The 24,979-nt window shown below is 47.7% G+C and carries 20 protein-coding genes and 1 other RNA gene; 11 read left to right on the top strand and 10 right to left on the bottom strand.

What is annotated here, in order from left to right; translation table 11 throughout:
* Positions 1-80 precede the first annotated feature (80 nt).
* Together ACN08W_RS03880 and ACN08W_RS03875 are read right to left on the bottom strand one after the other, a co-directional pair.
* On the bottom strand, positions 81-1,157 hold the full coding sequence (locus tag ACN08W_RS03880) for a hemolysin family protein (protein ID WP_419103631.1): 1,077 nt from the start codon (positions 1,155-1,157) through the stop codon (positions 81-83).
* The gene (locus ACN08W_RS03875) at positions 1,157-2,503 is read right to left on the bottom strand and encodes a hemolysin family protein (protein WP_419108853.1); all 1,347 of its coding nucleotides are present in this window, start codon (positions 2,501-2,503) and stop codon (positions 1,157-1,159) included. The genes ACN08W_RS03880 and ACN08W_RS03875 overlap by 1 nt, the downstream gene beginning before the upstream one ends.
* Before the next feature lie 492 nt (positions 2,504-2,995).
* Between ACN08W_RS03875 and ACN08W_RS03870 the strand changes: the two genes are divergently transcribed.
* From ACN08W_RS03870 to ACN08W_RS03860, 3 genes are all read left to right on the top strand, one after another.
* Complete coding sequence (locus ACN08W_RS03870; RefSeq protein ID WP_419108852.1) at positions 2,996-6,709, top strand: multifunctional oxoglutarate decarboxylase/oxoglutarate dehydrogenase thiamine pyrophosphate-binding subunit/dihydrolipoyllysine-residue succinyltransferase subunit; 3,714 nt, start codon at positions 2,996-2,998, stop codon at positions 6,707-6,709.
* A 234-nt stretch (positions 6,710-6,943) separates the two neighbouring features.
* Positions 6,944-7,543, top strand: a complete 600-nt coding sequence (locus ACN08W_RS03865) for a GDSL-type esterase/lipase family protein (protein ID WP_419101500.1) — start codon at positions 6,944-6,946, stop codon at positions 7,541-7,543.
* A 191-nt stretch (positions 7,544-7,734) separates the two neighbouring features.
* A complete protein-coding gene (locus ACN08W_RS03860; RefSeq protein WP_095343185.1) occupies positions 7,735-7,809 on the top strand; it encodes a 50S ribosomal protein bL37 in 75 nt (24 codons plus the stop codon).
* 91 nt (positions 7,810-7,900) lie between these two features.
* Here the strand turns inward: ACN08W_RS03860 and rsrA are convergent, their stop codons facing one another.
* Both rsrA and ACN08W_RS03850 read right to left on the bottom strand, forming a co-directional pair.
* The gene (gene rsrA / locus ACN08W_RS03855; protein ID WP_419108851.1) at positions 7,901-8,170 is read right to left on the bottom strand and encodes a mycothiol system anti-sigma-R factor; all 270 of its coding nucleotides are present in this window, start codon (positions 8,168-8,170) and stop codon (positions 7,901-7,903) included.
* Position 8,171: 1 nt separating this feature from the next.
* Positions 8,172-8,801, bottom strand: coding sequence for a sigma-70 family RNA polymerase sigma factor (locus tag ACN08W_RS03850; protein ID WP_419103635.1), 630 nt, complete (start codon positions 8,799-8,801; stop codon positions 8,172-8,174).
* 175 nt (positions 8,802-8,976) lie between these two features.
* Between ACN08W_RS03850 and ACN08W_RS03845 the strand changes: the two genes are divergently transcribed.
* The 4 genes from ACN08W_RS03845 to hisN all read left to right on the top strand — a co-directional run bounded on the left by ACN08W_RS03845 (position 8,977) and on the right by hisN (position 12,984).
* Positions 8,977-9,489, top strand: a complete 513-nt coding sequence (locus ACN08W_RS03845) for a DoxX family protein (RefSeq protein ID WP_419103636.1) — start codon at positions 8,977-8,979, stop codon at positions 9,487-9,489.
* Positions 9,490-9,690: 201 nt separating this feature from the next.
* Complete coding sequence (gene aroA, locus ACN08W_RS03840) at positions 9,691-11,073, top strand: 3-phosphoshikimate 1-carboxyvinyltransferase (RefSeq protein ID WP_419108850.1); 1,383 nt, start codon at positions 9,691-9,693, stop codon at positions 11,071-11,073.
* Positions 11,066-12,166 (top strand): ribosome small subunit-dependent GTPase A, encoded by a 1,101-nt coding sequence (rsgA, locus tag ACN08W_RS03835; RefSeq protein WP_419108849.1) that lies wholly within the window; start codon positions 11,066-11,068, stop codon positions 12,164-12,166. Before aroA ends, rsgA begins: the two co-directional genes overlap by 8 nt.
* A gap of 29 nt (positions 12,167-12,195) precedes the next feature.
* A complete protein-coding gene (gene hisN / locus ACN08W_RS03830; RefSeq protein ID WP_419108848.1) occupies positions 12,196-12,984 on the top strand; it encodes a histidinol-phosphatase in 789 nt (262 codons plus the stop codon).
* A 109-nt stretch (positions 12,985-13,093) separates the two neighbouring features.
* Here hisN and ACN08W_RS03825 read toward each other — a convergent pair whose 3' ends face one another.
* A complete protein-coding gene (locus ACN08W_RS03825) occupies positions 13,094-13,621 on the bottom strand; it encodes a hypothetical protein (protein ID WP_419101507.1) in 528 nt (175 codons plus the stop codon).
* Between the two features lie 767 nt (positions 13,622-14,388).
* Between ACN08W_RS03825 and ACN08W_RS03820 the strand changes: the two genes are divergently transcribed.
* Positions 14,389-14,586 (top strand): hypothetical protein, encoded by a 198-nt coding sequence (locus ACN08W_RS03820; RefSeq protein WP_419108847.1) that lies wholly within the window; start codon positions 14,389-14,391, stop codon positions 14,584-14,586.
* Between the two features lie 494 nt (positions 14,587-15,080).
* Positions 15,081-16,472 (top strand): hypothetical protein, encoded by a 1,392-nt coding sequence (locus ACN08W_RS03815; protein WP_419108846.1) that lies wholly within the window; start codon positions 15,081-15,083, stop codon positions 16,470-16,472.
* 777 nt (positions 16,473-17,249) lie between these two features.
* Here ACN08W_RS03815 and ACN08W_RS03810 read toward each other — a convergent pair.
* A complete protein-coding gene (locus ACN08W_RS03810) occupies positions 17,250-17,426 on the bottom strand; it encodes a hypothetical protein (protein WP_419108845.1) in 177 nt (58 codons plus the stop codon).
* 77 nt (positions 17,427-17,503) lie between these two features.
* Between ACN08W_RS03810 and ACN08W_RS03805 the strand changes: the two genes are divergently transcribed.
* On the top strand, positions 17,504-18,229 hold the full coding sequence (locus ACN08W_RS03805) for an ABC transporter ATP-binding protein (RefSeq protein ID WP_419108844.1): 726 nt from the start codon (positions 17,504-17,506) through the stop codon (positions 18,227-18,229).
* Entirely contained in the window at positions 18,204-18,944 is a 741-nt protein-coding gene (locus tag ACN08W_RS03800; protein WP_419108843.1) for an ABC transporter permease, read from the top strand. Before ACN08W_RS03805 ends, ACN08W_RS03800 begins: the two co-directional genes overlap by 26 nt.
* Before the next feature lie 1,545 nt (positions 18,945-20,489).
* Here ACN08W_RS03800 and ACN08W_RS03795 read toward each other — a convergent pair.
* From ACN08W_RS03795 to ssrA, 4 genes are all read right to left on the bottom strand, one after another.
* Entirely contained in the window at positions 20,490-21,650 is a 1,161-nt protein-coding gene (locus ACN08W_RS03795; protein WP_419108842.1) for a DUF3732 domain-containing protein, read from the bottom strand.
* 791 nt (positions 21,651-22,441) lie between these two features.
* Positions 22,442-22,945, bottom strand: coding sequence for a three component ABC system middle component (locus ACN08W_RS03790; protein ID WP_419108841.1), 504 nt, complete (start codon positions 22,943-22,945; stop codon positions 22,442-22,444).
* Complete coding sequence (locus ACN08W_RS03785) at positions 22,929-24,128, bottom strand: ABC-three component system protein (protein ID WP_419108840.1); 1,200 nt, start codon at positions 24,126-24,128, stop codon at positions 22,929-22,931. The genes ACN08W_RS03790 and ACN08W_RS03785 overlap by 17 nt, the downstream gene beginning before the upstream one ends.
* Before the next feature lie 460 nt (positions 24,129-24,588).
* Positions 24,589-24,963, bottom strand: a transfer-messenger RNA (tmRNA) gene (gene ssrA / locus ACN08W_RS03780).
* Between the last annotated feature and the right edge of the window lie 16 nt (positions 24,964-24,979).

Genomic DNA, 24,979 nt, shown 5'->3' with positions numbered 1-24,979 from the left:
TTTAGCACCAACACCCACCACCTAGAGCAAAAGGAGTAGACCGCCACCGGACTACCCCCTTTAAAAACTCTTATACCAACTTACGAACGACGCAAAGACACATCACGCTTACGCACATGTTCCTGAGTCGTATCTCTAATCTCGCCCACAAGCTGTTCTAAAACATCTTCCAAGAACAAGACACCATAAGACGTACCATCCGATGTTGCAACATGCGACACATGGCAACTCTTACGTTGCATCACAGCAAGAGCATCATCAATTTCCATCGACGGAGGAACAACCGACATCGGCCGAATAGACCCCCATGGTATTGCCTCCTTACGACGCTCCCCCACCACTGACAACGCATCTTTAACATGCACATACCCCAGATACGGGCCACCCTCTGAGGATTCAATCAAAAACCGAGAATAACCAGTATGAGCAACAGCGCGCTCAATATCTTCAGGAGTACTCGAACGAGGCAACGTCACAACATCAGAAGGCAGAATCATAATCTCCGAAACCTTCTTCTCAGAAAACTCTAACGCCCCAGAAAGCACACCCGAACCGTCAGCAACAGTTCCTTCAGCCGTCGACTCTGCAACAATATTCTGCAACTCATCCAACGTAAAAGTAGAAGACACCTCGTCCTTCGGCTCAATCTTCATCGCCTTAAGCGCACGGTCTGCAATGCTATTTAAAAACCAGACAATAGGCCCAAAAAGCTTTGAAAACCATACCAAAGGTGGAGCAATCCACAAAGCTACCCCCTCAGCCGCCAACGACACCGCAGCATTCTTAGGAACCATTTCACCAAGAATCACATGCAAAAACGTCACCAACACCAAAGCAAGCAAGAACCCTAAAGTATCCGCCACAGCAAGAGGAACACCCCAATGCTCTAACGGGCCAGCAACCATATGATGCAAAGCAGGCTCAGAAACGTTAAGAATCAACAACGAGCAAACCGTAATACCCAGTTGACAGGTTGCCAACATCAACGAAACGTTTTCTAACGCATAAAGTACCGTTTGCGCTCGCTTATTACCAGCTTGCGCTAAGGGCTCTACCTGAGAACGACGGGTAGACATAATCGCAAATTCACCGGCAACGAAAAAAGCGTTACCAGCTAAAAGCAGTACTAAAAGCAACATTGCGGTAATATCATTCATTATTTTTTACCCTCGTTAGCAGCTGCCAAAGTAGTTTTACGGTAGGGATCTTGCGGGATGAAACGAATCCGATCTACTCGCCGCTGTTCCATCGCCTCAATTTTAAAAGAGCCCTGTTCAATGGAAAGAGTATCTCCCACTTTGGGAATACGCCCCAGACGATCCATCACATATCCGCCCATCGTTTCGTAGGAGGCGTCGTCCTCAATGTGGAGAATGTTAATATACTCGTTGAGTTCGTCCGGTCGAAGTAGCCCCGAGAACAACCAGTCTCCATTACTGAGCATGAGTGGCCTGTCTTCGGTTTCAAGAAGCTCATGTTCGTCAGAGACTTCTCCAACGATTTCTTCGATGAGGTCTTCTAAGGTCGCCATGCCAGCAGTTCCACCATATTCGTCTAAGACGATAGCTAGCTGGAGTGCACCATTGCGTAGCTGTAACAGTAAAGAATCCAGATGAACAGTCTCAGGAACCTGAAGTATATTTTCCATCAAGGTTCCTGCTTGCAAGGTTTCACGCACCTCAATCGGAACACTTACAGCACGTTTAATGTGGACAACGCCCACAACGTTATCTTGATCTCCACGATAAATAGGAAAGCGAGAATATCCGGTCTTCTGTGCGGCTTTCACAACTTCAGCGACGCTTTCAGTATCTTCTAGCATGACAACTTTACGTCGCGGTGTCATCACGTCTGCAGCGGTGAGTTCGGCAAATGAAAGAGTTTTACCAACGAACCGTGCAGTATCAGAATCTAATACGCCTTGTTCTGCGGAACGTCGCACCATAGAAGAAAGTTCTTCGGGTGAGCGAGCACCAGAAAGTTCTTCTTTTGCTTCCATACCAAAGAGGTGAAGAATCTTATTAGCAGAGCCGTTCATGAGACGGACAAAGGGTGCGATGATTTTCGTGAAAACAAGTTGTGCAGGAGCTAATGTGCGTGCCACTTTATAGGCTTCGGCGATAGCGAGGTTTTTAGGGATAAGCTCACCGAGAATCATGGATAGCAAGGTGGCGATAACCATCGCAAAGATAAGGGTCAAGATATTAGCGATGCTATCGGGTAGTCCCCATGACGAAATAGTATCTACCACTAGGCTTTTCATGGCGTAGTCGAGAGTATAGCCGGTGAGCAAGGTGGTGATGGTAATACCGATTTGGCAACTTGAAAGTTGTGTAGAGAGTGATTTGAGGCAACGGAGCACTTTTTCGCCGCCACGATCTCCAGAATCAATTTCTTTTTGCACTGCTGATTGGTCAAGTGCAACTAAGGAGAACTCTACGGCAACGAAGAACCCTGTTCCGAGAATCAGTAGAAGCCCTAGTAAAAGTAATATCCATTCCATCGTTAGTGCACCGCCGGCTTCATTGCGCGGGCGTTTTGAGATGGTAGCGCTGGGTAAAGGGCATAGAAATATTGGTCGCTCATAGTGTTATACGAATGCTCAATAGCATAGGTCATGGGTCTATGGCGATAACTAGAAGGTTCATCCATGGCACAAGATTCTACCAAAGGGGCTGCCTTAAGGTGGAGGGGAACATCCATTCTGTTTCAAAGTGAGAGATAGCTATCTACTTGAGGAAATGGAGCATACATATCACTTGAATATGCATCAGTTCACATTTTATTGTGAAATGATTGGCGTCAAGGTGGAAAGTTCAGGTAAAAAATTACTAAACTGAGTTGAAGCACACACCGCCAAGGTTTTGGTGGTGCAAGCATCCCACAATACAACAGTGAGAAACCACCACTGACACTTCAAAACCTTTGAGGTTTTAGCGCGAGGCTCTCGCTGCTCTGTATGAAACATGACACTTATGGAAGAGGCGTAGAGACTGTGCCCACACTGCCAGAGCACCACGTGCCCGAAGAATTTGCTGGCAACGAATGGCTCGTAGAAGAGCTATTTGAACAATACCAGCACGACAAAAACTCCGTATCACAAAGCTGGTGGCCTATTTTTCAGGCAATGCAGGCTGAACAAACGAACACCACCCCAGCTCAGACAACTCAAAAACCAGTAGCACAAGCTCCTGCCGCTACAACATCTCATCCCACACAACGTGCTACAACACCAGCACCAGCTACTTCCCGTCCCACACCTCAAGCAGCTAAAACACTCCCCCACAAGACAACAGCTGAGCCAAAGAACAATACCCCCAAAGAGGACAAAGAAGTTCCTTTGCGTGGTCCAGCAAAAGCTGTCGTCACCACCATGGAAGAATCGTTGAGCGTCCCAACCGCAACAACCGTTCGAGCCATACCAGCAAAACTCCTCATTGATAACCGTCTGGCCATTAACGAGTACCTTAAAAGAACTCGTGGCGGAAAAATTTCTTTTACCCACATCATCGGTTACGCCGTCATTCGTGCAACAGTTGCCCTACCGTCTATGAACGTCCTCTACGGAACAAATGACAAAGGCAAGCCTGTTGCTATCCACCCAGCACATATTAATTTTGGTTTAGCCATCGATATTCCTCGCCCTGACGGCTCACGAAATCTCGTCGTACCCAACGTCAAAGGTGCCGAAGAACTTAGCTTTAGCGAGTTTTGGGAAGCCTATGACGACATCGTCAAACGCGGCCGTGACGGGCAACTAAGCGTCCAAGATTTTCAAGGCACCACTATCTCATTGACGAACCCCGGCGGTATTGGAACAGTCCATTCTGTGCCACGTCTTTCCAAGGGTCAAGCATGCATTATTGCAGCTGGTGCACTCGATTACCCTGCCGAGTACCGCGGTTCATCAGAAAAAACTATCGCCCAACACGGTGTCTCTAAAATTTTGACCCTTACCTCCACCTATGATCACCGTGTTATTCAAGGTGCCGGCTCAGGTGAATTCCTACGACAGATTGAACACTATCTGCTCGGCGGAGACGGATTCTACGACCAAATCTTTGAAGACCTCCGCATCCCCTTTGAACCAGTTCGTTGGGCAGTAGATAACCAAGTAGACCCTTCAGCGGAAGTATCTAAAGTTGCTCGTATTCAGCAACTCATCCACGCATACCGTGTACGCGGACACCTCATCGCCCAAACTAACCCCCTCGGCTATGAGATGCTCTCACACCCCGACCTACGCATCGAAAATTACGGCCTCACTCTTTGGGATCTTGACCGTATCTGGCCAACAGGCGGTTTTGGAGACAAAGACTCACTCCCCCTACGAACCATCCTCACCCTCCTTCGTGAAGCATATTGCTCCACGATGGCGGTTGAATATATGCACATTGAAGACCCCCAAGAACGCCGCTGGTTCCAAGACCACCTTGAGCACGGGTACACCAAACCATCACGAGAAGAACAATTCCGTGTTCTTGCGAAGCTCAACGCAGCAGAAGCGTTCGAGACTTTCCTTCAAACCAAATACCTTGGGCAGAAGCGTTTCTCTCTCGAAGGTGGAGAGTCACTCATTCCTCTGCTAGATTCTGTCATCTCCGAAGCAGCCGACGCCGGGCTCTCTGGCGTTGGTATCGGCATGGCACACCGTGGACGCCTCAACGTTCTCGCAAATATTGCTGGAAAGTCCTACGCACAAATTTTCCGTGAGTTTGATGGGGAGCTTGATCCTCGTCTCAGTGGCAGCTCCGGTGACGTCAAATATCACCTCGGCACCGAAGGTATTTTCAGCTCTGACGACGGTAACCAAACGCAAGTCTATTTAGCAGCCAACCCTTCACACCTTGAAGCCGCAAATACGGTACTTGAAGGCATCGTCCGAGCAAAACAGGATGTTCTTGAAGAACACGGCATCACAGGTTTCCCGGTGCTACCTATTCTCGTGCACGGTGACGCTGCATTTGCTGGTCAAGGTGTTGTGATGGAGACACTACAGATGTCCCAGCTTCAAGGGTATACCACAGGCGGCACGGTTCATATCGTTGTTAATAATCAGATTGGTTTTACCACCTCGCCTGATGATGGACGTACTGCCACCTATTCAACGGATATTGCCCGCATGGTCCAAGCACCTATTTTCCACGTCAATGCAGACGACCCTGAAGCGGTAGTTCGTGCCGGACAAATGGCTTTTGAATACCGCCAGATGTTCCATAAAGATGTTGTTATCGACCTCATCTGTTACCGCCGTCGTGGACATAACGAAGCTGACGACCCGTCAATGACTCAGCCTAAGCTCTACCACGAGATTAACTCTCATGAGTCCACCCGTAAACTCTACACAGAAGCTCTTGTTGGACGTGGAGATATCTCCCATGACGAAGCCGAACGAGTACGCAAAGATTATCAAGACCTTCTCGAACAAATTTTCACGGAAACTCACGCAGCGTTAGCGTCCACAACGCCTTTGGTCACTGCTGATGCGGCAGCAGTATCTAATATTGAACGCCCCGCCGCTCAACAAAGTGAAGATGATGTTCGTGTACCGGGGTCAACCGCTGTTAGCACTGAAGTTATTGAACGTATTGGTGCGTCTTTTGTCGCTTTCCCCGAAGGTTTCACCCCTCATAAGAAGCTCAAAAAGCTGATGGAACAGCGTCAAGCGATGGCTACAGACGGTGGTATTAACTGGGGCTTTGGTGAGCTGGCAGCTTTTGGCTCTTTGCTCCTAGAAGGTGTTGATGTGCGCATGTCTGGTCAAGATGTTCAGCGTGGCACTTTCGTGCAACGACACACTGTCTTACATGATGTGCACAACGATAGTGAATGGAACCCACTACAACATCTGTCCAGCACCCAAGGACGTTTTAGCATCTATAATTCTCTGCTCTCCGAATACGGAGTTCTTGGTTTTGAGTACGGCTATTCGGTAGAACGCCCTGATTCCTTAGTAGTCTGGGAAGCCCAATTTGGTGACTTCGCTAATGGTGCACAAACCATTATTGATGAGTTTGTTAGCTCTGCAGAGCAGAAATGGGCGCAACGTTCTTCACTCGTATTACTTCTACCGCACGGTTTTGAAGGTCAAGGCCCAGATCATTCTTCAGCCCGTCAAGAACGTTATTTACAACTTTGTGCAGAGAACAATATGACGGTGGCTATTCCTTCAACACCTGCATCGTACTTCCACCTATTACGGCGTCATGCACTCTCTCGCCCGCATAAACCGCTTGTTGTCTTCACACCAAAACAGCTATTGCGTCTCAAGGCAGCGAACTCTTCGGTGGAAGATTTCACGCAGGGTAGCTTCCAGCCGGTCTTAGCAGATACTGCAGGATTGAGTCCTCAGAATGTTAAGCGTGTGGTGTTTGTCAGTGGACGTCTCTACTATGACCTTGAAGCAGAACGTGCCCGACGGGCAGACCGTACCACTGCAATTATTCGTGTAGAACAGCTTTATCCTTTGCCGTTAGAAGAGATTCAGGCTCAATTAGCTCAGTATTCTCAGGCAGAAGATATTGTGTGGGCTCAAGATGAACCAGCTAATCAGGGGCAGTGGCCGTTTATCGCATTATACCTATTACCAGAGATTGGGTATCGTATGCGGTTGGCTTCTCGTCCAGCTGCTGCGGCTCCTGCTGCTGGTACAGGTAAACGCCATACGGCAGAGCTTGATAGCCTCATCGAAGATGTTTTTGACAGCTAAACAGATCTGCCAGTCGATGAGACATGTCCTCAAGGTGTGCTCTGAAGCCTGCGGATAAGTAGCAAAAATGCCATCAGAATAGTATTTTCTGGTGGCATTTTTGTTCTTTTTCAGGTTCTTTTTCTCAACTCACCTCTATTTAGAACACAGAAGTGCGTATAGAGTTTATTCTTAGTAACAAGAGAGTGAACCTCTAAAGAGGTTTACGCCCATAGTTTTGACAGAAAGATTCTTGTGGATCAGCGAAATATTCGATTAGTTGCCGTTGGTGACGACCTCTTAGCTGGCGTAGGCGATCCGCGTGCGCTGGGCTGGTTTGGTCGTGTTCTTGCCCGCACACCTCAGCACACTGCAAAGGTTTCTGCATATAACCTTGCTGCCCCTGGGGAAGGTTCTGAACTGCTTAACGCACGTTGGTTTGATGAAGCTAGCCGTCGTTTTGCTCAAGGTGCAGATAACCGTTTGGTGATTGCACCTTCTACCTACGATATCGACCTTGATATTACAAGTGCGCGAAGCCGTTTGAACTTGGCAAATATGGTAGATATGGCTTCCCAAAACAATGTGAAGGTTTTGGTTGTAGGCCCTCCTCCATCCTTAGATACTGAACGTAACCGTCGTATCGCCGACCTCAACGCTGCGTATGCTGATGTTGTGACCCGCCGCAATCACGTCTACGTTGATACTTTTAACCCACTTTTGCACCATGAGCAGTGGCGTAATGACTTAGCGGCTAATGACGGGCGCCCTGGGCAGTCTGGTTACGGTCTTATTGCGTGGCTTGTCCTTCATCGTGGCTGGTATAACTGGTTGCAATTACCAGAACCTATCTAAACCACGTTATACCCCCGCTTTTGCCCCCTTGAGAGAATGTGTGATGTTCTTTTCCTTAAGAACATTCTTCGTCTGAGGTGCATTTAGCGGTGGAGTATGCCAGAATAGAAAACGGTGTCTCTTGTTGAGACAGGACATAAACACAAGATTTTCTTAAATCATTTGTGTTGAACTTTTATAAGGAGGCTCTCATGAGCAAGCGCGGTCGTAAGCGCAAGGACCGTCGTAAGGGCGGCGCAAACCACGGTAAGCGCCCCAACGCATAAGGTACCTTGATACTTTTCAGCTCCTCAGCTTATTACAAGCTGAGGAGCTGTCGTTTAAGCTGACACAACAGATACCACTTTCGCGCGGATTCTATTCAGATTTTTCGGAGCATTCAAGGATATGCCCCTGTTTGAGGTTATTGATAGTCCCTAGAATACGAGCTTTTAAATCAGACGGTGCGCTCTGCCGGCAAGAACGTTTCACCACAGAACGAATCACGCACTCAAGATCGTATTCTTGTGCACAATCGTGGCATTCTGCTAAATGATTTTGCAGTTCTTGCAAATCTTCGCAGGAAAGAGCGCCATCAAGGTATTCGTAAATTCTAGTGAGTTTTTCGGAACAAGAATGGTGTGACATCTTATGCTTCCTTTTGAGTGGGGGTCTTTAAACCTTGGCTATGGGCATATTCGGCGAGAGAGTCTCGCAGGAGTTTACGTCCACGGTGCAAACGAGACATCACTGTTCCCACGGGAGTATTCATAATCTCCGATATCTCTTTGTAGGAGAAACCCTCCACATCGGAGTAGTACACCGCCATACGAAAATCTTCTGGCAGGTTTTGTAATGCGGTAATCACGGCACTATCTGGCAGGTGTTCTAGAGCTTGTGCTTCTGCAGAGAGCAGACCCGTTGACTGGTGGGAGCTAGCCTTTGCAAGCTGCCAGTCTTCAATAGTGTCGCTGTGCGTCTGGTACGGTTCACGCTGGCGTTTGCGGTACAAGTTAATATACGTATTGGTCAGAATACGATATAACCAGGCTTTTAGGTTGGTGCCATCAGCGTATTGATGGAAAGAAGAGAAAGCTTTAGCGTACGTTTCTTGTACGAGGTCTTCAGCGTCAGCAGGATTTCGTGACATGCGCAGAGCGGCAGCATACAGCTGATCCACATACATCATGGCTTCTCGTTCAAAGCGTATCTTATGCTCTTGAAGATTCCCCTCGCTAGGAGGAGGAGCCGTCGCTTCTGGGGTTATGGGCGTGTTCATTAATGACTTTCTGAGTGTGTTGCTCTTTTGTCTCTTTTCTAGCATATCGAGTCACTTTATGACGGAACATTATTTTTATGCGCGTCATTTAGCAGGTATATCACTTCGTGTGCTTAGTATCGTTATGACAGACTTTTAGCAAAACTCGGAAATAATTCCGCTCCAAGGAGGAAAAATGTCTTTTGTACGTCGCCTTGCACGCCCACTTTTGGCATCAAGCTTCATCATCTCCGGTGTTGAGCGTTTACGTGATGCAGACTCAACCGTGCACCTCAACCGTGCTCTTGAGCTCAGCTCCAAAGCTGTTCCTCAGCTAGAGTCATTCAAAGGTCAAGAAAAACTAGTTGGACAGGTCATTGCAGGAACGCAGGTTGTTGCTGGAACCCTTTTCGCTCTCGGCAAGTTCCCTCGCCTATCCTCTGTGACTCTTCTGGGCACCGGCATCCTGAACGCATACGTTGAATACCAAGCAACAGAAGCAAACTCTTCAGAAGAACGCGCCTCTCGCCGCCGCCACGCACTCACCAATGGTTCTCTTCTTGGCGCTATCGCCATTGCAGCAGTAGACCGCGATGGTAACCCCTCCCTCGCATGGCGTGCCAACCAGTTCAGCGAAAAAATGGCAAAGAAATCTGAAAAGATTTCTGCTGATGTTCGTGAACGCACCGAAGAATTCCTCAACAACTAAACTCTAAACTTTTTCATAAAATGTACCTCGCCTCACCGTAGGCGAGGTACATTCCGTTAAACGAACATCCCGCCGTTCAACAGGCAGTGGTATTTAGCATGAACCTGCGTAGAATGGTGAAGACAGGTTTGAAGAATATCACCAGCCCCATCCATAGCATGAGCTATTCTTCTATCAACAATTGTGAACGAAAGTGTGTCTGTGACTGAGAAAAACATCCCCGGTACGTCTTCAGAATCTCCTCATATCTGGAACGCCCCCTACGGTGGTTCTCATCCGCACGCCCGAGCAACCGTTGCCATCCCCGGTTCTAAATCTCTCACCAACCGTTATCTCCTTCTAGCAGCAATAGCAGACTCCCCCAGCACTCTTCGAGCGCCCCTTCATTCTCGTGACTCCGCGCTGATGATTGCGGCACTCGAACAATTAGGCGCCAAATTCGAAGAAATTGCAACAGACTCCCCTTTTGGCCCAGACTTGCGCATCACACCCATCAACTTTTCTAGCACTACACCCTGCCACAAAAATATTGATGTCGGTTTAGCCGGCACCGTCATGCGTTTTGTTCCACCATTAGCTGCGCTACTATCTGGCTCCTTCTCTTTTGACGGTGACCCACATGCACGCAAACGCCCCATGGCACCTGTTATCGAAGCACTACGCTCTCTCGGTGTCAGAGTAGAAGACAACGGCACTAACGCGTTACCTTTTACCGTGCACGCTACCGGAAATATTCACGAACAAAACCTCCGTATCGACGCCTCCTCCTCTTCACAATTTGTCTCCGCATTGCTCCTTGTTGCCTGCCGTTTCGCTCACGGGTTACGTCTTGAACACTCCGGTGCTTCACTTCCATCAATACCTCATATTCAAATGACCGTTGAAACCCTCAAAAATGTTGGTGTTAACGTCGAATATCAAGAACCAGCAACATGGACTGTTAAAGCAGGATCATTTGCAGGTTTTGATGTTCTCATCGAACCAGACCTTTCTAATGCTGGGCCTTTCCTCGCTGCAGCAGCAGTTCTCGGCACACAGGTTGCTATCCCACATTGGCCTAACAAAACCACCCAAGTCGGGGCGCATTGGCAAGAAATTCTTCCCCTCTTTGGTGCAAAAACAAGGCTTCAGGAAGGCACTCTCATCGCCCAAGGCACACCACATTTTATTGTCAACGATCACTCTGAACTAACGATTGACCTATCACATGCCGGTGAACTAGCACCCACAGTTGCCGCGCTGTGTGCACTTCGCCCAGGAACAAGCACACTACACGGTATTGCACATCTAAGAGGCCATGAAACCGACCGGTTAGCAGCTCTCGTCACCGAAATTAACCGTGCTGGTGGTTCTGCAACAGAACTACCTGACGGAATACGCATCCACGCGCCCGTCCATGAACCTGCGCTCATACACAGCTATGACGACCACCGTATGGCAACAACCGGCGCAATCTTTGGGTTAGCGGTTGAAGGTACACAAGTGCATAACATCCAAACCACAGCAAAAACACTCCCCGACTTTGCGTCCATGTGGCATAACATGCTTGAAGAATTTGCCCAAGAGGTGAAGCGCGATGGCTAAAGAATACCGCACAAGCTGGGACGAACACGCGGTACGTATCCGCCCCAATAAAAAGGGTTCCCGCCCACGCACCAAAGAACGCCCCAAATATGAGGACGCGATGATTGGTCGTATCATCACCGTAGACCGTGGACGGTACACCGCCATCGTTGATGAAGGCACCACACAAGAACGTTCAGTACTTGCAGTACGAGCTAAACAATTACACCGTCAAGCGATTGTTGTAGGCGACAGGGTTGCCCTCGTCGGTGATACTTCCGGCCGTGAAGGGACGCTTGCACGTCTTGTTCGTATTGAAGAACGCGACACCGTACTACGTCGCAGTGCAGACGACACAGACCCCTATGAGCGAGTTGTGGTCGCAAATGCCACCCAGCTCATTATTGTTGTTGCAGCAGCAAACCCCGAACCTCGCACAGGCTTTATTGACCGTTCTATTGTTGCCGCATTCGATGCAGGCATCACACCCATCCTGTGCATCACAAAAACTGATGTGAAGCATCCGCAAGAAGTTCTTGACTACTACGCTCACACCTCATTAAAGATTATGCTTTCAGGTTCTTCTGATGGTCTAGCACCTAGCGAAGAAAACGCCCAAGGGCTCGATACCACGTTGATTGAACCTCTCACACAGGTTTTAGACGAACATGTCTCCGTGCTTTTAGGGCATTCTGGTGTCGGTAAATCTACACTTGTTAATGCTCTCACCGGCGCCCAGCGAGACACTGGGCATGTTAACGCGGTCACAGGGCGAGGGCGACATACCTCATCCTCAGCTTTAGCGTTACGACCTTCACACTCTTCAGAAGGTACGTGGATTATTGATACCCCCGGTATTCGCTCTTTCGGGTTGGCACATATTCCCGCTGAAAATATTGTGTCAGCCTTTGAAGATTTATCGCCAGCGAGCGCCCATTGCCCTAAAGGTTGCACCCATGGTTATGATGCTACAGAGTGCGCTATAGCAGAGTACGTCCAACAGGGGCATGCTGGTGAGGCGGGTGAGGCTCGTCTTGAGTCTCTTCGGAAGCTTCTTGGTGTTGCAGAAGATTCTTCTGCAAACGCCGATAAAGAACTTGGTGTTGTGTACTAACAGTTTCTTCTCAGAAAGACAGAATTTTTATGGCTAATGTTTCTTATACTGACGATTTGCGTTTAGCGCATATCCTCGCCGATAGTGTCGATAGGTTGACGCTGTCACGTTTTCAGGCTCATGATTTTACCGTTGAGACAAAACCTGACCTTACACCGGTAACCGACGCAGACCGTGAAGCAGAGCAGCTGATTCGTTCTCAGCTTTCTCGTGTGCGCACTCGTGATGCTGTTCTGGGTGAAGAATTTGGGCAGAGTGGTTCGTCCCCTCGCCAGTGGGTTATTGACCCTATTGATGGGACAAAGAACTTTGTGCGTGGGGTGCCAGTATGGGCGACTCTGATTGCTCTGATTGATCAGGGTGAGCCGGTAGTTGGTGTTGTTTCTGCCCCTGCATTGCAACGACGCTGGTGGGCGGCACGCGGTACAGGTGCTTATACGGGGCGTTCGTTAGCGAAGGCTACCCCGATTAAAGTGTCGCAAGTATCGACTCTTGCCGATGCGTCGTTCTCGTATTCTTCGATGACGGGGTGGAAAGAAGCCGGCAAACGCGAAAAGTTCCTTGAACTTACTGATACGGTGTGGCGTACCCGCGCCTATGGTGATTTTTGGTCGTATTGTATGGTTGCCGAGGGTGCTGTTGATATTGCTGCCGAGCCAGAACTCAACCTCTATGATATGGCGGCGCTTGTACCTATTGTGCAAGAAGCTGGTGGGCGGTTTACTTCTTTAGAAGGTGTTGATGGCCCGTTTGGTGGTAATGCGATGGCGACGAACTCTCTCTTGCATGATGAGGCGTTGAAATATTTAGGTGCATAATAGTCTTTAGACGATACGTTCTAACACATGTACACCATGGGTAAAAAGAACACCTGCTGTTACCCTCTCGTTGCTGGGAGAACAGCAGGTGTTCTTTATGCATATGAGGTTATAGGTCTTGTGACGAGTCGTCATAGCTTTCACAAATAATTTCGTCCACGCTACCAGGCTCAACGTTATCGCAGTCTGGGTCGAGGTTTCCTAGCTCTGGGAAGACGATCAAGAAGATGGTCGTACAAATCGCTGAAAGGATAGCGAACCCTAACCCAAGGTTCGCGTAAAGTTTTGATTTGCTTCGATAATATGCTGTTTGCGGACGCTGCTTAAACCGTTTAAACGCAATCGTCGCATAGATAGTTGCAACGATGCACGGAATATAAGCTAGACCGCTTGCACCAAGAAGCATAAAGGTTAGTACCAGCGCAAAAACACCGCTGGTAAGTGATACTACGGCCGGAAAGTATGAGATTCCGCGCTTATCCGCAGGGTGCGCACCGTAGGGGCGCCGGTATTGCTCTGGTACTTGGTATTCTTCGGGCACATCACCTAACCGTGGTGCACCATACACAGGCTCTGCCGGTGCTGGTGGAACAGTATTCTCAGGTTGTGGTGTGTTCTGGTCGGTAGCTACGTTCATCAGTGCCCTTCCCCTGCTTTCCGACATGTACGATAAGTCGTCTAGCAATCATTTTCTTTGAAACCATTTAACCACACTCCATAACCAGCAAACCAGAACTAGGCGAAGTTTTATCTGGTCAGATGAATCCTGACAACAGTTCCCTCTCTCCCCACACACATTTTTGCTATACCTATTGATGGCTGGAAACTTGGAACGATATTCTATATTTAGAACATGGTAACCAGCTGATGTTCTGGAAACACCATATTTAGCAAGCTACAAGACGCTACAAGAATTCACTGCGAGTCCTTGGTCAAAACTCTTCATAGCGTATATTATTACTGGCGAATACAGGATTTTACCGGTCTAGTTAAAGACAGTGCGGTAGCAGTTAAGGCAGACAACTGTCGAGATGAACAATCAGTAAACAGAGAGGTTTATTGTGAAAAGTATTCGTATTCAGAGTATCGGCGCTTTTTTACTTGCATTTTCTCTTTCCTGTCTTTTCTTGGTAGTGAGCCAAGAGATAGAGAATCTTCATTTACCAAAGGTTCTTATGATTTCTTTAGGTATGGGTCTGGGTTCTTCTGTCATGTACTTCTTGGCATTTAGGAATCATGATTAGTCAAACATGTTAGTTTGCGACCTCTTAGGGGTAGGAGCGTTTTCAACCCTATCCCTAGGTAGTGCAACCGTGCACATGGTATTCCTTTTGGTAACACACTCGCGCAAGCACGGTGCTTCCGCAATACCCTCGAAGCTGACTCTACAGAAAGAAACACATTTTGGAGTCAAAAAAACACAAGGAATTAGAAATTCTGTTATTAGGAGCCGTTATCTGGCAAGCTTTCATCCTCCCTGCCATAGGCTCAGCCGGTACCGGACTACTCATAATCATCGGAATAACACGAGCAGAAACAGCACTGTTCACAAATCTTGTGGTTACTCTTCGTCGCAGCCAGTGCGACAATAACCCTCTTTAATACGTTGTTCTCCATCCGAACAGGCACGCTATCGCCCAAACACCTGGAAAACGTTGCAGGATCTTTATCAAGTATCATTGCGCAAGATGTGGTATATCGGTTATGTCAGATTGCTTAGACGCAAGAGTGCCTGGATCATATGAGGATCAAAGATTTTAGTTTATAGCTAAAGAAAATCCAGCAAAGCAAAAATTCACGCGCCCTAAACACAGATTCAAAACTCTATATTGAGACTTATATAACAAAATAGAATATTGAATCTGTGTTTTTCCCCCTTTATACTAATTACAGGCAAGGACGGAATTGGAAGATGCAATTCCATAAGATTCCGAGCCAATCTCGAGACGAGATATATTTCCCGGATGGGATGTAGGACTGAACTTAACAGGTACTGTTAGGTGGCTTCCGGAGATTAGCTCTGGAAACTCGATGCGTATTGCAACGATAGATCCTTTCGCATCGAGATTCCGTAGTTAACCTAAATAGGAGGCACCATGAACAGCGCTCAATCACCAGTCATTTTAAAACTAGAGTTCCACAACGACTCCAATATTGGCGAACTTCGCAGAATTACAGGGTTCGTGAAAATGTCTGGGCTTATCACTCTCATCACTCAAGAAGAGCTAGAAGCCAACCCTCGCCATTCAAAGAAAACAGCCATCACCAAAGATATTCTCTACACACTTCAACATAACCCAGCAATGATGCCTTTCTACTCCAAAGGGCTTTTAATTGGATCCTCCGAAGTGACAGATCGCGACAGAAATCGCTTCCAGCTCGAATTCTCTGATTCTCATAGAGAAGGAATCCTCGACGGCGGGCATAATGCCTTGGCCATAGGTATTGCACTCCTCACCGAAGCAGAAGTCCCTGAAAAAGAGATCAACAAGATTAGAGTATGGCGCGACTTAAAAGAATGCTGGCACAAAAACATCGACCTAATCGAAAAACTAAAAAAGGCAAAGGCATCTACCCCAACATTAGAAGCCCTTATCCCAGTAGAAATACTAAGCCCATCCAATAGAGAACAAGCGGAAGACAGCAAATCTCTATTCAACGATCTAATCCTCAGCATTTGTGCAAACAGGAATCAGAATGCACAGTTAGCGGCCGACGCTATAGCAAACCAAAGTGGAGCTTTTGATCCGCTCAAAAACGTTCTGCCCGAAAATATCTCAAAAGAGGTAGCATGGCGAACAAACGATGAAGGTCGCCTTGATCCTAGATTCCTTGTCTGCCTCTCATGGGTCACATTTGCTAAGATTCCAACACTCAGTGAGTACGGCATCTCACCTCTTAGCGGAACCAGCGCTTATTCAAGTAAAGCCGAAGCTCTTAACCGTTTCACTAAACTTATGGAGGCAGAAGGAGCAACCACCAGAAGCGACAACGGGCTTAGCATAACTGTTACAGACAGCTATATTGCATCTGCATTACGCATGGTTCCTCAAGTTTTAGAATGCTATGACCTGATATATAAGGGCTACCGCACCGCATATAATTCCAATTCCGGATCTTTCGGCCGTATCGCAGCTGTGAGAAAATCCAGCAACTCACACAGTAAAAAAACATTATTTTCACAAGAGCCTATTTCCCATGAGGTACCGCCACTAGGCTATATCATGCCAGCCATTTTTAGCCTTCAAGCGCTAATTCGAGTGGATCAAGAGAAGAAAAAACTGGGGTGGATGGTCAATCCTGTAGAATTCTTCCAAAACGCCGATAATTTAAAGCAAATTATCGGTGCCCTCAAACCCATTATCGAAATGGCAGACTGGGATCCTCAACGTATTGGTAAAGGTGGAGCATCCTATGATAGCACTAGAGAAAAAGCTCGCAATATGATGCTTGAGGCCATGTATGAACAGAGCAGAAAAGACTACTAAAGCTTGATCCGATAAAAAGATTCCCGATGCATGTGGATTTTCCCCTCGAAAGGGCTTACCTCTACATCATCGGGAATCTTGTTATTAGTTCCATCTATCAAAACTAATAATCATTAATTAACTATGTACTTCGAAGAATAACTGCCAAGGAGATATTCCTTCTTATACCTGGCAAGACATGCTAGGACAGCTCCATTCATAATGCTTCGAATGTTTCTAGATATTCTCAAAACATCGACGGGTATCTCCTCGCGAAAAGCGAAACACCGTAATCTTCAGCAGTTTAAGGAACAACACCAATAGTATTTCTAAGCACTTAGATCAGCGAATATACATATAGACCGTCAACGCTAAAATCTGGCACCGATAACATATCGTGTAGAACTAATCCTTACAGCCTTACGCTAGATTCTCTGATTCTCTGACTCTCTGACTCTCTGACTCTCTCGGTAAACGTATGAGCAGTATGACTTATTCCCCAGTTCCAGAAAGATGCCGTAAAGCTAGGAATTTACGACCGTATTCGATACCAGTATGTAGAACAAGCAATCGAGACAAAACCGAATGGACCGTTCCAAGCGATAATTGCAAGTGCGAAACATTACTCAGAATCTCATCAGATTAAATGGCGAATTGTGGACGGTCCTAGTCATTTCAAAAACTAGATAGTGCCAAGATTGTTGATTAAAACTACAAAAATGAGATATTTTGCACTATTATAAGATTGCCGGAGTCGGTTGAAAGCGCCACCCCTCCGAGGGGTAAATGCACTTTGCACTATCCAAATCTAGCTAAAGGAAACTGCCATGAGCCTGCGACGCTTTCGCCGGTATCGAAGTCGTAGAACTTGACAAGATGATGACGCCCCTTCGAAGCTGCTGCTTCATCGGGCTTTTCTTTATGCAATAGTTGCTTTGCTGAGTCTTGATTTCTTCCTGCAACGTTCACACCCACAGCTGGTGCAACAGCAAATCATCCGGTCTGCCTTCTTTTTCCGTCGGCAAACCAACATCTAAGAGATTACTGGTCGAATGGACATTCAAAACCTATCGAAAAGCTTCGGCTCCGTCAAAGCACTGGACTCAGTCTCCTTCTCAACGCCTACCGATGCGACTGTCGCGGTCATCGGGCATAACGGTAGCGGAAAAACAACGCTCCTTGAGATAATAATGGGGATTCAGCAACCAAGCGAGGGGAAAATTGACCTCTCTGCAGAACTATCAGGCGCTCCGTTGAAAGAGAAAATTGGTGTCGTCTTACAGAAAAACAACTTCTACGAATCAGCCACAGCCTTAGAGCTGTTGCGCCTATTCTCCACCTACTATTCAGGGCCGGTACTGCCTATTGATGATCTTGTTGATCTTCTTGACATGCGTTCGTTCATTAATAAACGATACGGCGCGCTCTCTGGCGGTATGCAACAGAAAGTCAACCTTGCCCTCGCCTTTCTCAATGACCCCTCCGTAGTGGTTCTTGACGAACCCACGACAGGTCTAGACCCGCTTGCCCGCCTCGATTTCTGGACCACACTATGTGACCTCTGCGTCGGACGACTGGTTCTGGTCTCATCGCATTATATGTCTGAGGTTCAAGAGAATTGTACCCATTTAGTACATTTAGACCGCGGTAAGCTTCGTTACGCGGGTCAGGTTGATTCTCTCCTTGAGCAAACCGGCGCACCAGATTTGAATAGTCTCTACATACGTATCGCACAGGAATCGAGGTCCGCTCATGCTTCTCGAGCAGCTCAAAATTGAACTTAAAATTTACCTTCGGCAACCGCTTTACCTCTTATTTAGCGTGGTAATGCCTGCTATAAGCTTCGGAATATTTGGATCAATTTACAAAGATGCTTCTTATGGTGGCCTAGACTTCTTTGCTGCCTATATTCCAGGGTTTTGTGTCATTATTTTGTTTGCTACCGGTGTGTTCAACGTTGCCAACCAGGTAGTTTCAGAACGAGAGCGTGGGATATATCGTCGCCTATCAGTCACTCCAGTAAGTATGTTCAGAGTGATGTGTGTTGTTGTGCTCAAAGTATTTCTCGTTTCTGTGCTCTCTTTCATGCTAATACTGCTCTTAGCCTATTTTGTTTTTGATATTACCCCTCCAGCGCTGTGGTCTTTCATTCCAGCTTTCCTCGGAACAGTAATCGTTGCCTTAGTATTCGGATTCACCTTCGGAGCGCTATTCGACGAAACCGCCAAATTCTCAGCCGTAGGCATAGCAATATTTACTCCCCTGATGCTTTTGAGTGATGCCACGCTTCCTCTGCAAATAATGCCAGAATATCTCAAGACGATTGCTCAGATAAACCCGCTCTATCGGCTCAATCTTCTACTCAGAGCAGCTTGGGATCCAGCGGCTCATGCCGTTTCCGGTGGTGTTCTGTTGGAGTCTGCGGCGGTCTTAGTGGTGCTTCTAAGCGCAATATCAACTGCCGCCTACCTGAGATGGAAGGCACCCAAGTAATCCACAAAACATGCCCTGACTATAGTTGGGAAGACACTTTCATTTGGCGCCTTGCTGGGGAATATAGGACTTTCATGGCTTCGACGCGGTACAACTGGTCATGGCCAAGGAAACATTACCGACGCACATCGCAACTCGCGGATTGGCTTGGCAACACTAAACGTTTCGAGAGCAATAGACGAAAAAACTTATTCGATGTCTAGGTCAGTTGAATCTCAATGCTCACGAAGCATGGAGTTGTGCCAAGGAGCTATAGAACGCTTCATACACAGATTTCTTACAGCACTTCAAGTGCCATTGCATTCTCGCTAAAACGGTATAGAAGAGGTTACGAAAATACGCAACCCATCAAAAAAAACAGACATCGAGCATTTCCGCATCCTTGGACCGTCAAGAGTATCGTTTAAAACTTTGTTTTGTTAGACTTCCCTCGACCCGTTGATTAGTATCTATGCGTTTGCCGTGAATTTTTGGTAGGTTGCCTTCTAGAAGTATGTGTTCTTCAGGGAAGTCTGCTGCGACGCTCTTGTTTGTATTCTCATTTTATACCTTTGCTATAGCGAGTGTGGGCTGTGGAGGATCAGCTTCAGACCGCGGATTTCTGTAAACACCGGAGTTACAGTTCATTCATTAACCGTATACCCATGTTTTGTATCGAATATGTGGGGGTCCTCAACCTTTTAGTGACAACCTATACTTTTAGTACAAGCTACATAATTTAGCGGATAGGACGGTACCGTCCTCCTGTAACCGTTAACACACTTAAACCGTCCCCAAAAAGTAATACTCCCAGCAGTCACAAAACCGTAGCTACCGTTTGCGGAAGACCATAAGAAACCTACGATAATAAGTAAAAACGCCATCTCAGCACACCACTCGGCTAAACTGAACTGTGTATCAAAATGGGTAGAGCATTTTAATAGTAGAATTCAGGGAACGTGTGTCAAAATCCGTGTTTAACGAGATTACTTGTTACTTGACGTGTTGCTCCAATATGATTCTCTTCCCCTGAGAAATAGAGATTTCTCCCCTCAAAGTTGACGTTATACGCTGACTCAGAGGCCACTAATACCGGATGTTAAGCCCTCTTACCCTAACCGGTTTGACCAGTTTTTGTCTCAATGTTAAAGCTAGTACTTGAAAATTAGATTGGTACCGAATCATATCCAGTAGCTATCAATGGATATGTAACGGCACAAGTAATACCGTGTGTGGGCACCCCAGTTATCCAGACGATACGGATAATTCAGGCACTCTCGCGTCACATATATCTATATCAAGGAGACAGTATGCGTATGAGTGCCCGGACTAGACCACATCCCGAAGTACCAGCAGACGAGGGAAACCTCATTTATCTACTAGCTTATGCCCAGACAGCAGCCGAAGAAATTTATCGCTCCGGCACAATCATTATAGAGGCATCAACGAACCACGATAGTCATATAAAGGACAAAAGGGACAAAATCTGTGTCATTTATCTTCTCCGCGAGCCAGTCCGTTTTCCCGTAGCGGATTCCGTAGAATAAGGACACGTGTGGCTCTGGTTCATCCTGCTTCTTCATCTAACCAGTCCGTGGGGATTAAGGCGACACCGTTTCGCCAGTTCCCGATGACAGCGTCCTGGAACCAGCCATCTGCGAGGTTCGCGTGATCACACACAATGACTTGAAGCTTACCGGCAAGTTCCACTACAACATCTCGCATCAGTGCGAATTGTCTACGTACTGCTTCCCAGTCGGCATTCTCATCCTCAGCAGCATCAACAATCTCTTCGGGGAAGAAAGCCTGTGAAGGCTGATCGAACATAAGGAACCGTGGAACAGGCCGATTGTTGGTCACGAACCAGTTGTGAAGGGCGAGGTGAGCGACGAGATGGTAGCCGATCCAATTTTCAGCACTTCCCATGCGACTAAGTGGTATGCGGCCTCCAGGTCGTTGAATAGATACGGTCAGCTCAACTGGATCAAGACGGACATAGTGCTTGGAACCTTCTAGGTGAAGGTAACGCGCATAATCCGTCATCAGTTCAGACACCGAGTCAATACCGACGCGAAGAGCGGCGGCAGGATCGTCACGCTCACTAATATCTTCCAACCGGTCAAGTTGTAAGCGGTACAGACGTTCAGCGTTTCGCAGTTCAGTAAGGTCAGCAACAATGTCCACGCCTCGTTCGAGTTCTTGGCTGACCCGGCCTTGGAGGAATGCGATTCGCTCGCGTCGCTCACGGCCCGCCGCGATTGCGGCTTCTTGCTGAGCAACAGCATCAAGTTCAATAACGTTTTCTCGGAGTTCCTCCACCAGAGGTTCACGCCTCGCCTCCAGACGTTCGATTATCGCTTGGCGTCGCGACGACACCCCGTTCGATGCTTCGAGGCGAGTTTCCAGAGAGTTCAGAAGCACTCGCAACTCATCGATGGTCTCATCTGAGTAGTCTAGATTTTGATCGCATAGCGGGCAAATGTCTACGTCTCCGTCGGTCAATGCTGACTTCGGGACGAGGAGATCGAGCGCGCGAAGCCTATCAGTCTGGTATCGACCTTCGGTTTGCGAATCGCTCTGTTCATCTTGTAACTTACACAGTAGTTCAAGTTGATTGTCAAGTTCACGGATTTGAGTCCGAATCTCTCGTCCTCTTTTCGAGAGTTCTCTCCTGTGGCGGGAGTTTTCCAACTCTTCAGTCGACGAACTATCGGACCGATAGGCCAAGATGCTTTCCAGCATCGCACGTATTCCTTCTCTAACACCAATTCGCGCATCGGCAGGCAACAGGCCAAGAGTGATTGCAGAGTCAATTAGGTGAGTGGCTCGACTGTCCTGCTGATCAAGATCAGCTTCCGCGGCGTGGATTCTGTTCTGCGTTCGTTGCAGAGTTCTACGCATCGTAACGAGTTGGCGGCGTAGGGCACTTTGCTCAGGTGTTGCTGCACCGAGAAAGTACGGAAGTGTGTCTCGAATCGTTGTCTTAATCTCATTCTCCACCTGTCGGTGAAAAAGCACGTCACGGCTTGCAATCTCCCCTTGATTCTGGAAGCAGTAGAAGAGTGCCTGTCGGACTGAGACATCGAAGGTATACCTGAGTGAGTTGCCCTCGGGGGTGATGGTAAAAGTCTCGATTCCGAGCCGTTGGGTAAGTATATCTTTCACGACTTCGATGTCGGCGTTAACCTTGAGTTCGTCGTATGTGGGGGCAACAAGATTTAGACCGCCTGTGCGAACCATGGCCCGGCGGGTGCTTGCGCCTTTTGGGTTCGGTCGACAAATCAGAACGCGTTCACCCGTAAATTGGACAATCACATAGTACCAAGAAGCGTGGTCGCTAATAACTCCAATCGGGATTGTGACAGTGTCTCTTCCGAGACAGTATTCGACAATATCGAGTATGGCAGACTTGCCGGTCTTCGATTTTCCAGTCAGAATATTCAGAGCGCCCGGATGGAAGTTAACGTCACGACGTCTGCCTGATTCATTGAACACCCCAAGAGATACGATGTGCACTATTAGCCTCCTATCCCGAATAGTTCAAACGCCATGTGCGTCTCAATAGTATTGAACCATTGTCCGCAAATCTGTGCTGCTTTAACAGAATCTCTCAGTTCTGCGGGCCATTGCGACGTGGCTTTTTTCGGCCTAGCGAGCGCAATGAGGTTGGTTCCGTCAAGCCCGAGTCGCCTCACGCGGAGGCCACGGCGGATGGCTCGTTTGGTTGGCAAGGCCATATTCGCCACGCGATATTCCATGGTCGCGAGCAAATCGTGATGTTGCACTGCCCAACGAGCGAGGGTAATCCGTCGATCACGGGGTAGGCTGTCTCGTGTCTCCGGGTGCAGAGTGAGTGGCAAGATGAGGTAAGCAGCAGGCCACGCGAGACCGGGAGTGCCTTTCTGGGCCTTCGCCCAGCAGGCATTGACAAGTAACTCTGAGGTGAAGATGGTGTTGAAAAGTGCCACAGCCTCTGGCGAGCGGGCTGGAAGTGAAGGCTGCACTTCAGGTAGATGAGGCATGGCCAAGTATCTCCTCCAGTTTCAACTCGAATTCGGGATGCCAACCAATCCATTTTTTTCCTAGGTCACCGTTGGCGAGCGCGTGGAACATTCCACGGTTAAACCAAGGCTCGTCAAAACGGTACCGCAGACAAGCCCGCGAGGATCTGGATACTTCCTCTAGAATTTCTTGACCTATAACGTCGTAATCAGTCCGTCCTTTACGCTTCATGTCAGCTACTCGCGAATCGAAAATTTGCTCCCACTCGTCGTGAAGGCGAAAGGCAAACCGATCAAGTTCAGTCTCGGCTAAGAGTTGGTTACGAAACCAGACCGAGCGTTGAGTAAAAGACCGATGGTAGTCCCGGATTGCTTTCTGAAGACGGTTGTTTTCTAATGTAATCCAAAGGAGCTGCTGCACAAAGGTCCAATCCTTATATAGATTGGAATTTGACTCATCGTACTCTTCCATAATGACTGGGTCAATAGGCAAAGTATCTCTTGTAAACTGGTCTGTCAAGTCTTCGACTTGCGCTAGTAATTCTTGACCTGTCACCATTTCCCGCTCTCTAGTCAAGAGCTTCACAGAGACACCTGCCCACCATCCTTTGAGATGGTGGAGAAAGACTTTCTCTTGACCATTCGGACATCCATATCGGAAAATTCGGACCAGTTCCTTGTCGATATCGCCTGCAAGTAGTGACCCATCGTCAATGACAATACGATTTATCAGCTCAAGCCTGTGGATTTCATCGAGGTCGAGAAACTTTTTACGCCAATTATCTGTGGTCCGGTTTGTCGATGTTCTTGCCGCGTCCAGCAGTTCTTCAAGCGCTACAGAGGTATCGCGGGAATTCCCGTCGCGAAGATGAATCAGCCCCGAATCTTCACTGAGCATTTGAGTGGTAACTAGACGTAGCACGAGTGGGTCTGATGTATTCAAATCCATCCAGACGTTCAAGGTTCGCCAGAGGTCAGCTGATTGAGCTGTGAGTGTACCAGCACTGCGCGTATGATGCTTCATCTGCAGAAGTTCAGTAGGTGAACCTGCACTATCAAACTCTATATCGTCCAAGACTTCTAACCGAAGCTGAGCGGCTGGCTCTAAAGGGGCGCGCTTCCCGAGTTCAATGAGTGCCCACATGCATTGGTGAACATACCCGAGCGCTTGGCCAGCAGCACTATGCGACGATTTGCCTGTCAATGAATCCCCTCCTCTAAGGTAAAGGCAATCAGCTGTACAACGTTAGCTGTCACGAAGTGTAATAACTTATTACCACGGGTAGAGCACAACTCGATAATCCACTGCCCAAAGTTAAGCGGTTCCCGCCCAGCGATACACCACAACGCTAGGTTATCACAATTATAAATTCTCTACATTCCAAACAGAACCATTCCTGTAAACAGCATTCCCCTTCATTGAAGGGCATCACAGAATCAGACAGTTAACCTTTCTATTCAATCGTAAAGCTACCATACTCAAGAATATCTTCAGCTACACTATGTCGTAATCTTTCGAAATAGCGAACAAGTTGGTTTTAACACAGGACGTCGAAAGGAAGTTGGTAATGAGGAAGATAGCAATCCCCTAGCAAAGAAGAATTTAGCCCTCCTCTAAGACATAAAAGATGCTGGTTTGGATTGTATCCAAACCAGCATCTAGGTGGTGGAGATGCGGGGAATCGAACCCCGGTCCGACGTGGCCTTGTCAGGGCTTCTCCGTGCGCAGTTTACGCTTCGGTGTTTTCGGCTTCGGTACTTGCGTAAACACATATACCGCCAAACCTATTCGTATAAAAGTCCTTCACTCCCCTACGACGAGGAAGTGAAGCAGTGGCCTTATAAAGCTGATACTAGAAACTCTGAGCTTAAGGCAAGCTCAGGCTAGCAGACTGGACTCGCGCTTAGGCAGCGAGTGCGAAGTCAGTGCGGTTATTAGTTTTTGCACTTATTTTTTGCAGCGGGTATTAACGAGTATCCGCTACATCCTCGGCACGCTTCACCTGTCTCAACTCACGTCGTCGAAACCGATCATCCCCAATATTCTTTTGTCAA

Source organism: Rothia sp. CCM 9419 (assembly GCF_048512815.1).
Taxonomy (GTDB): domain Bacteria; phylum Actinomycetota; class Actinomycetes; order Actinomycetales; family Micrococcaceae; genus Rothia.
The sequence above is the reverse complement of the archived record's forward strand: the minus strand, read 5'-3'. Positions and strand labels throughout refer to the sequence as shown.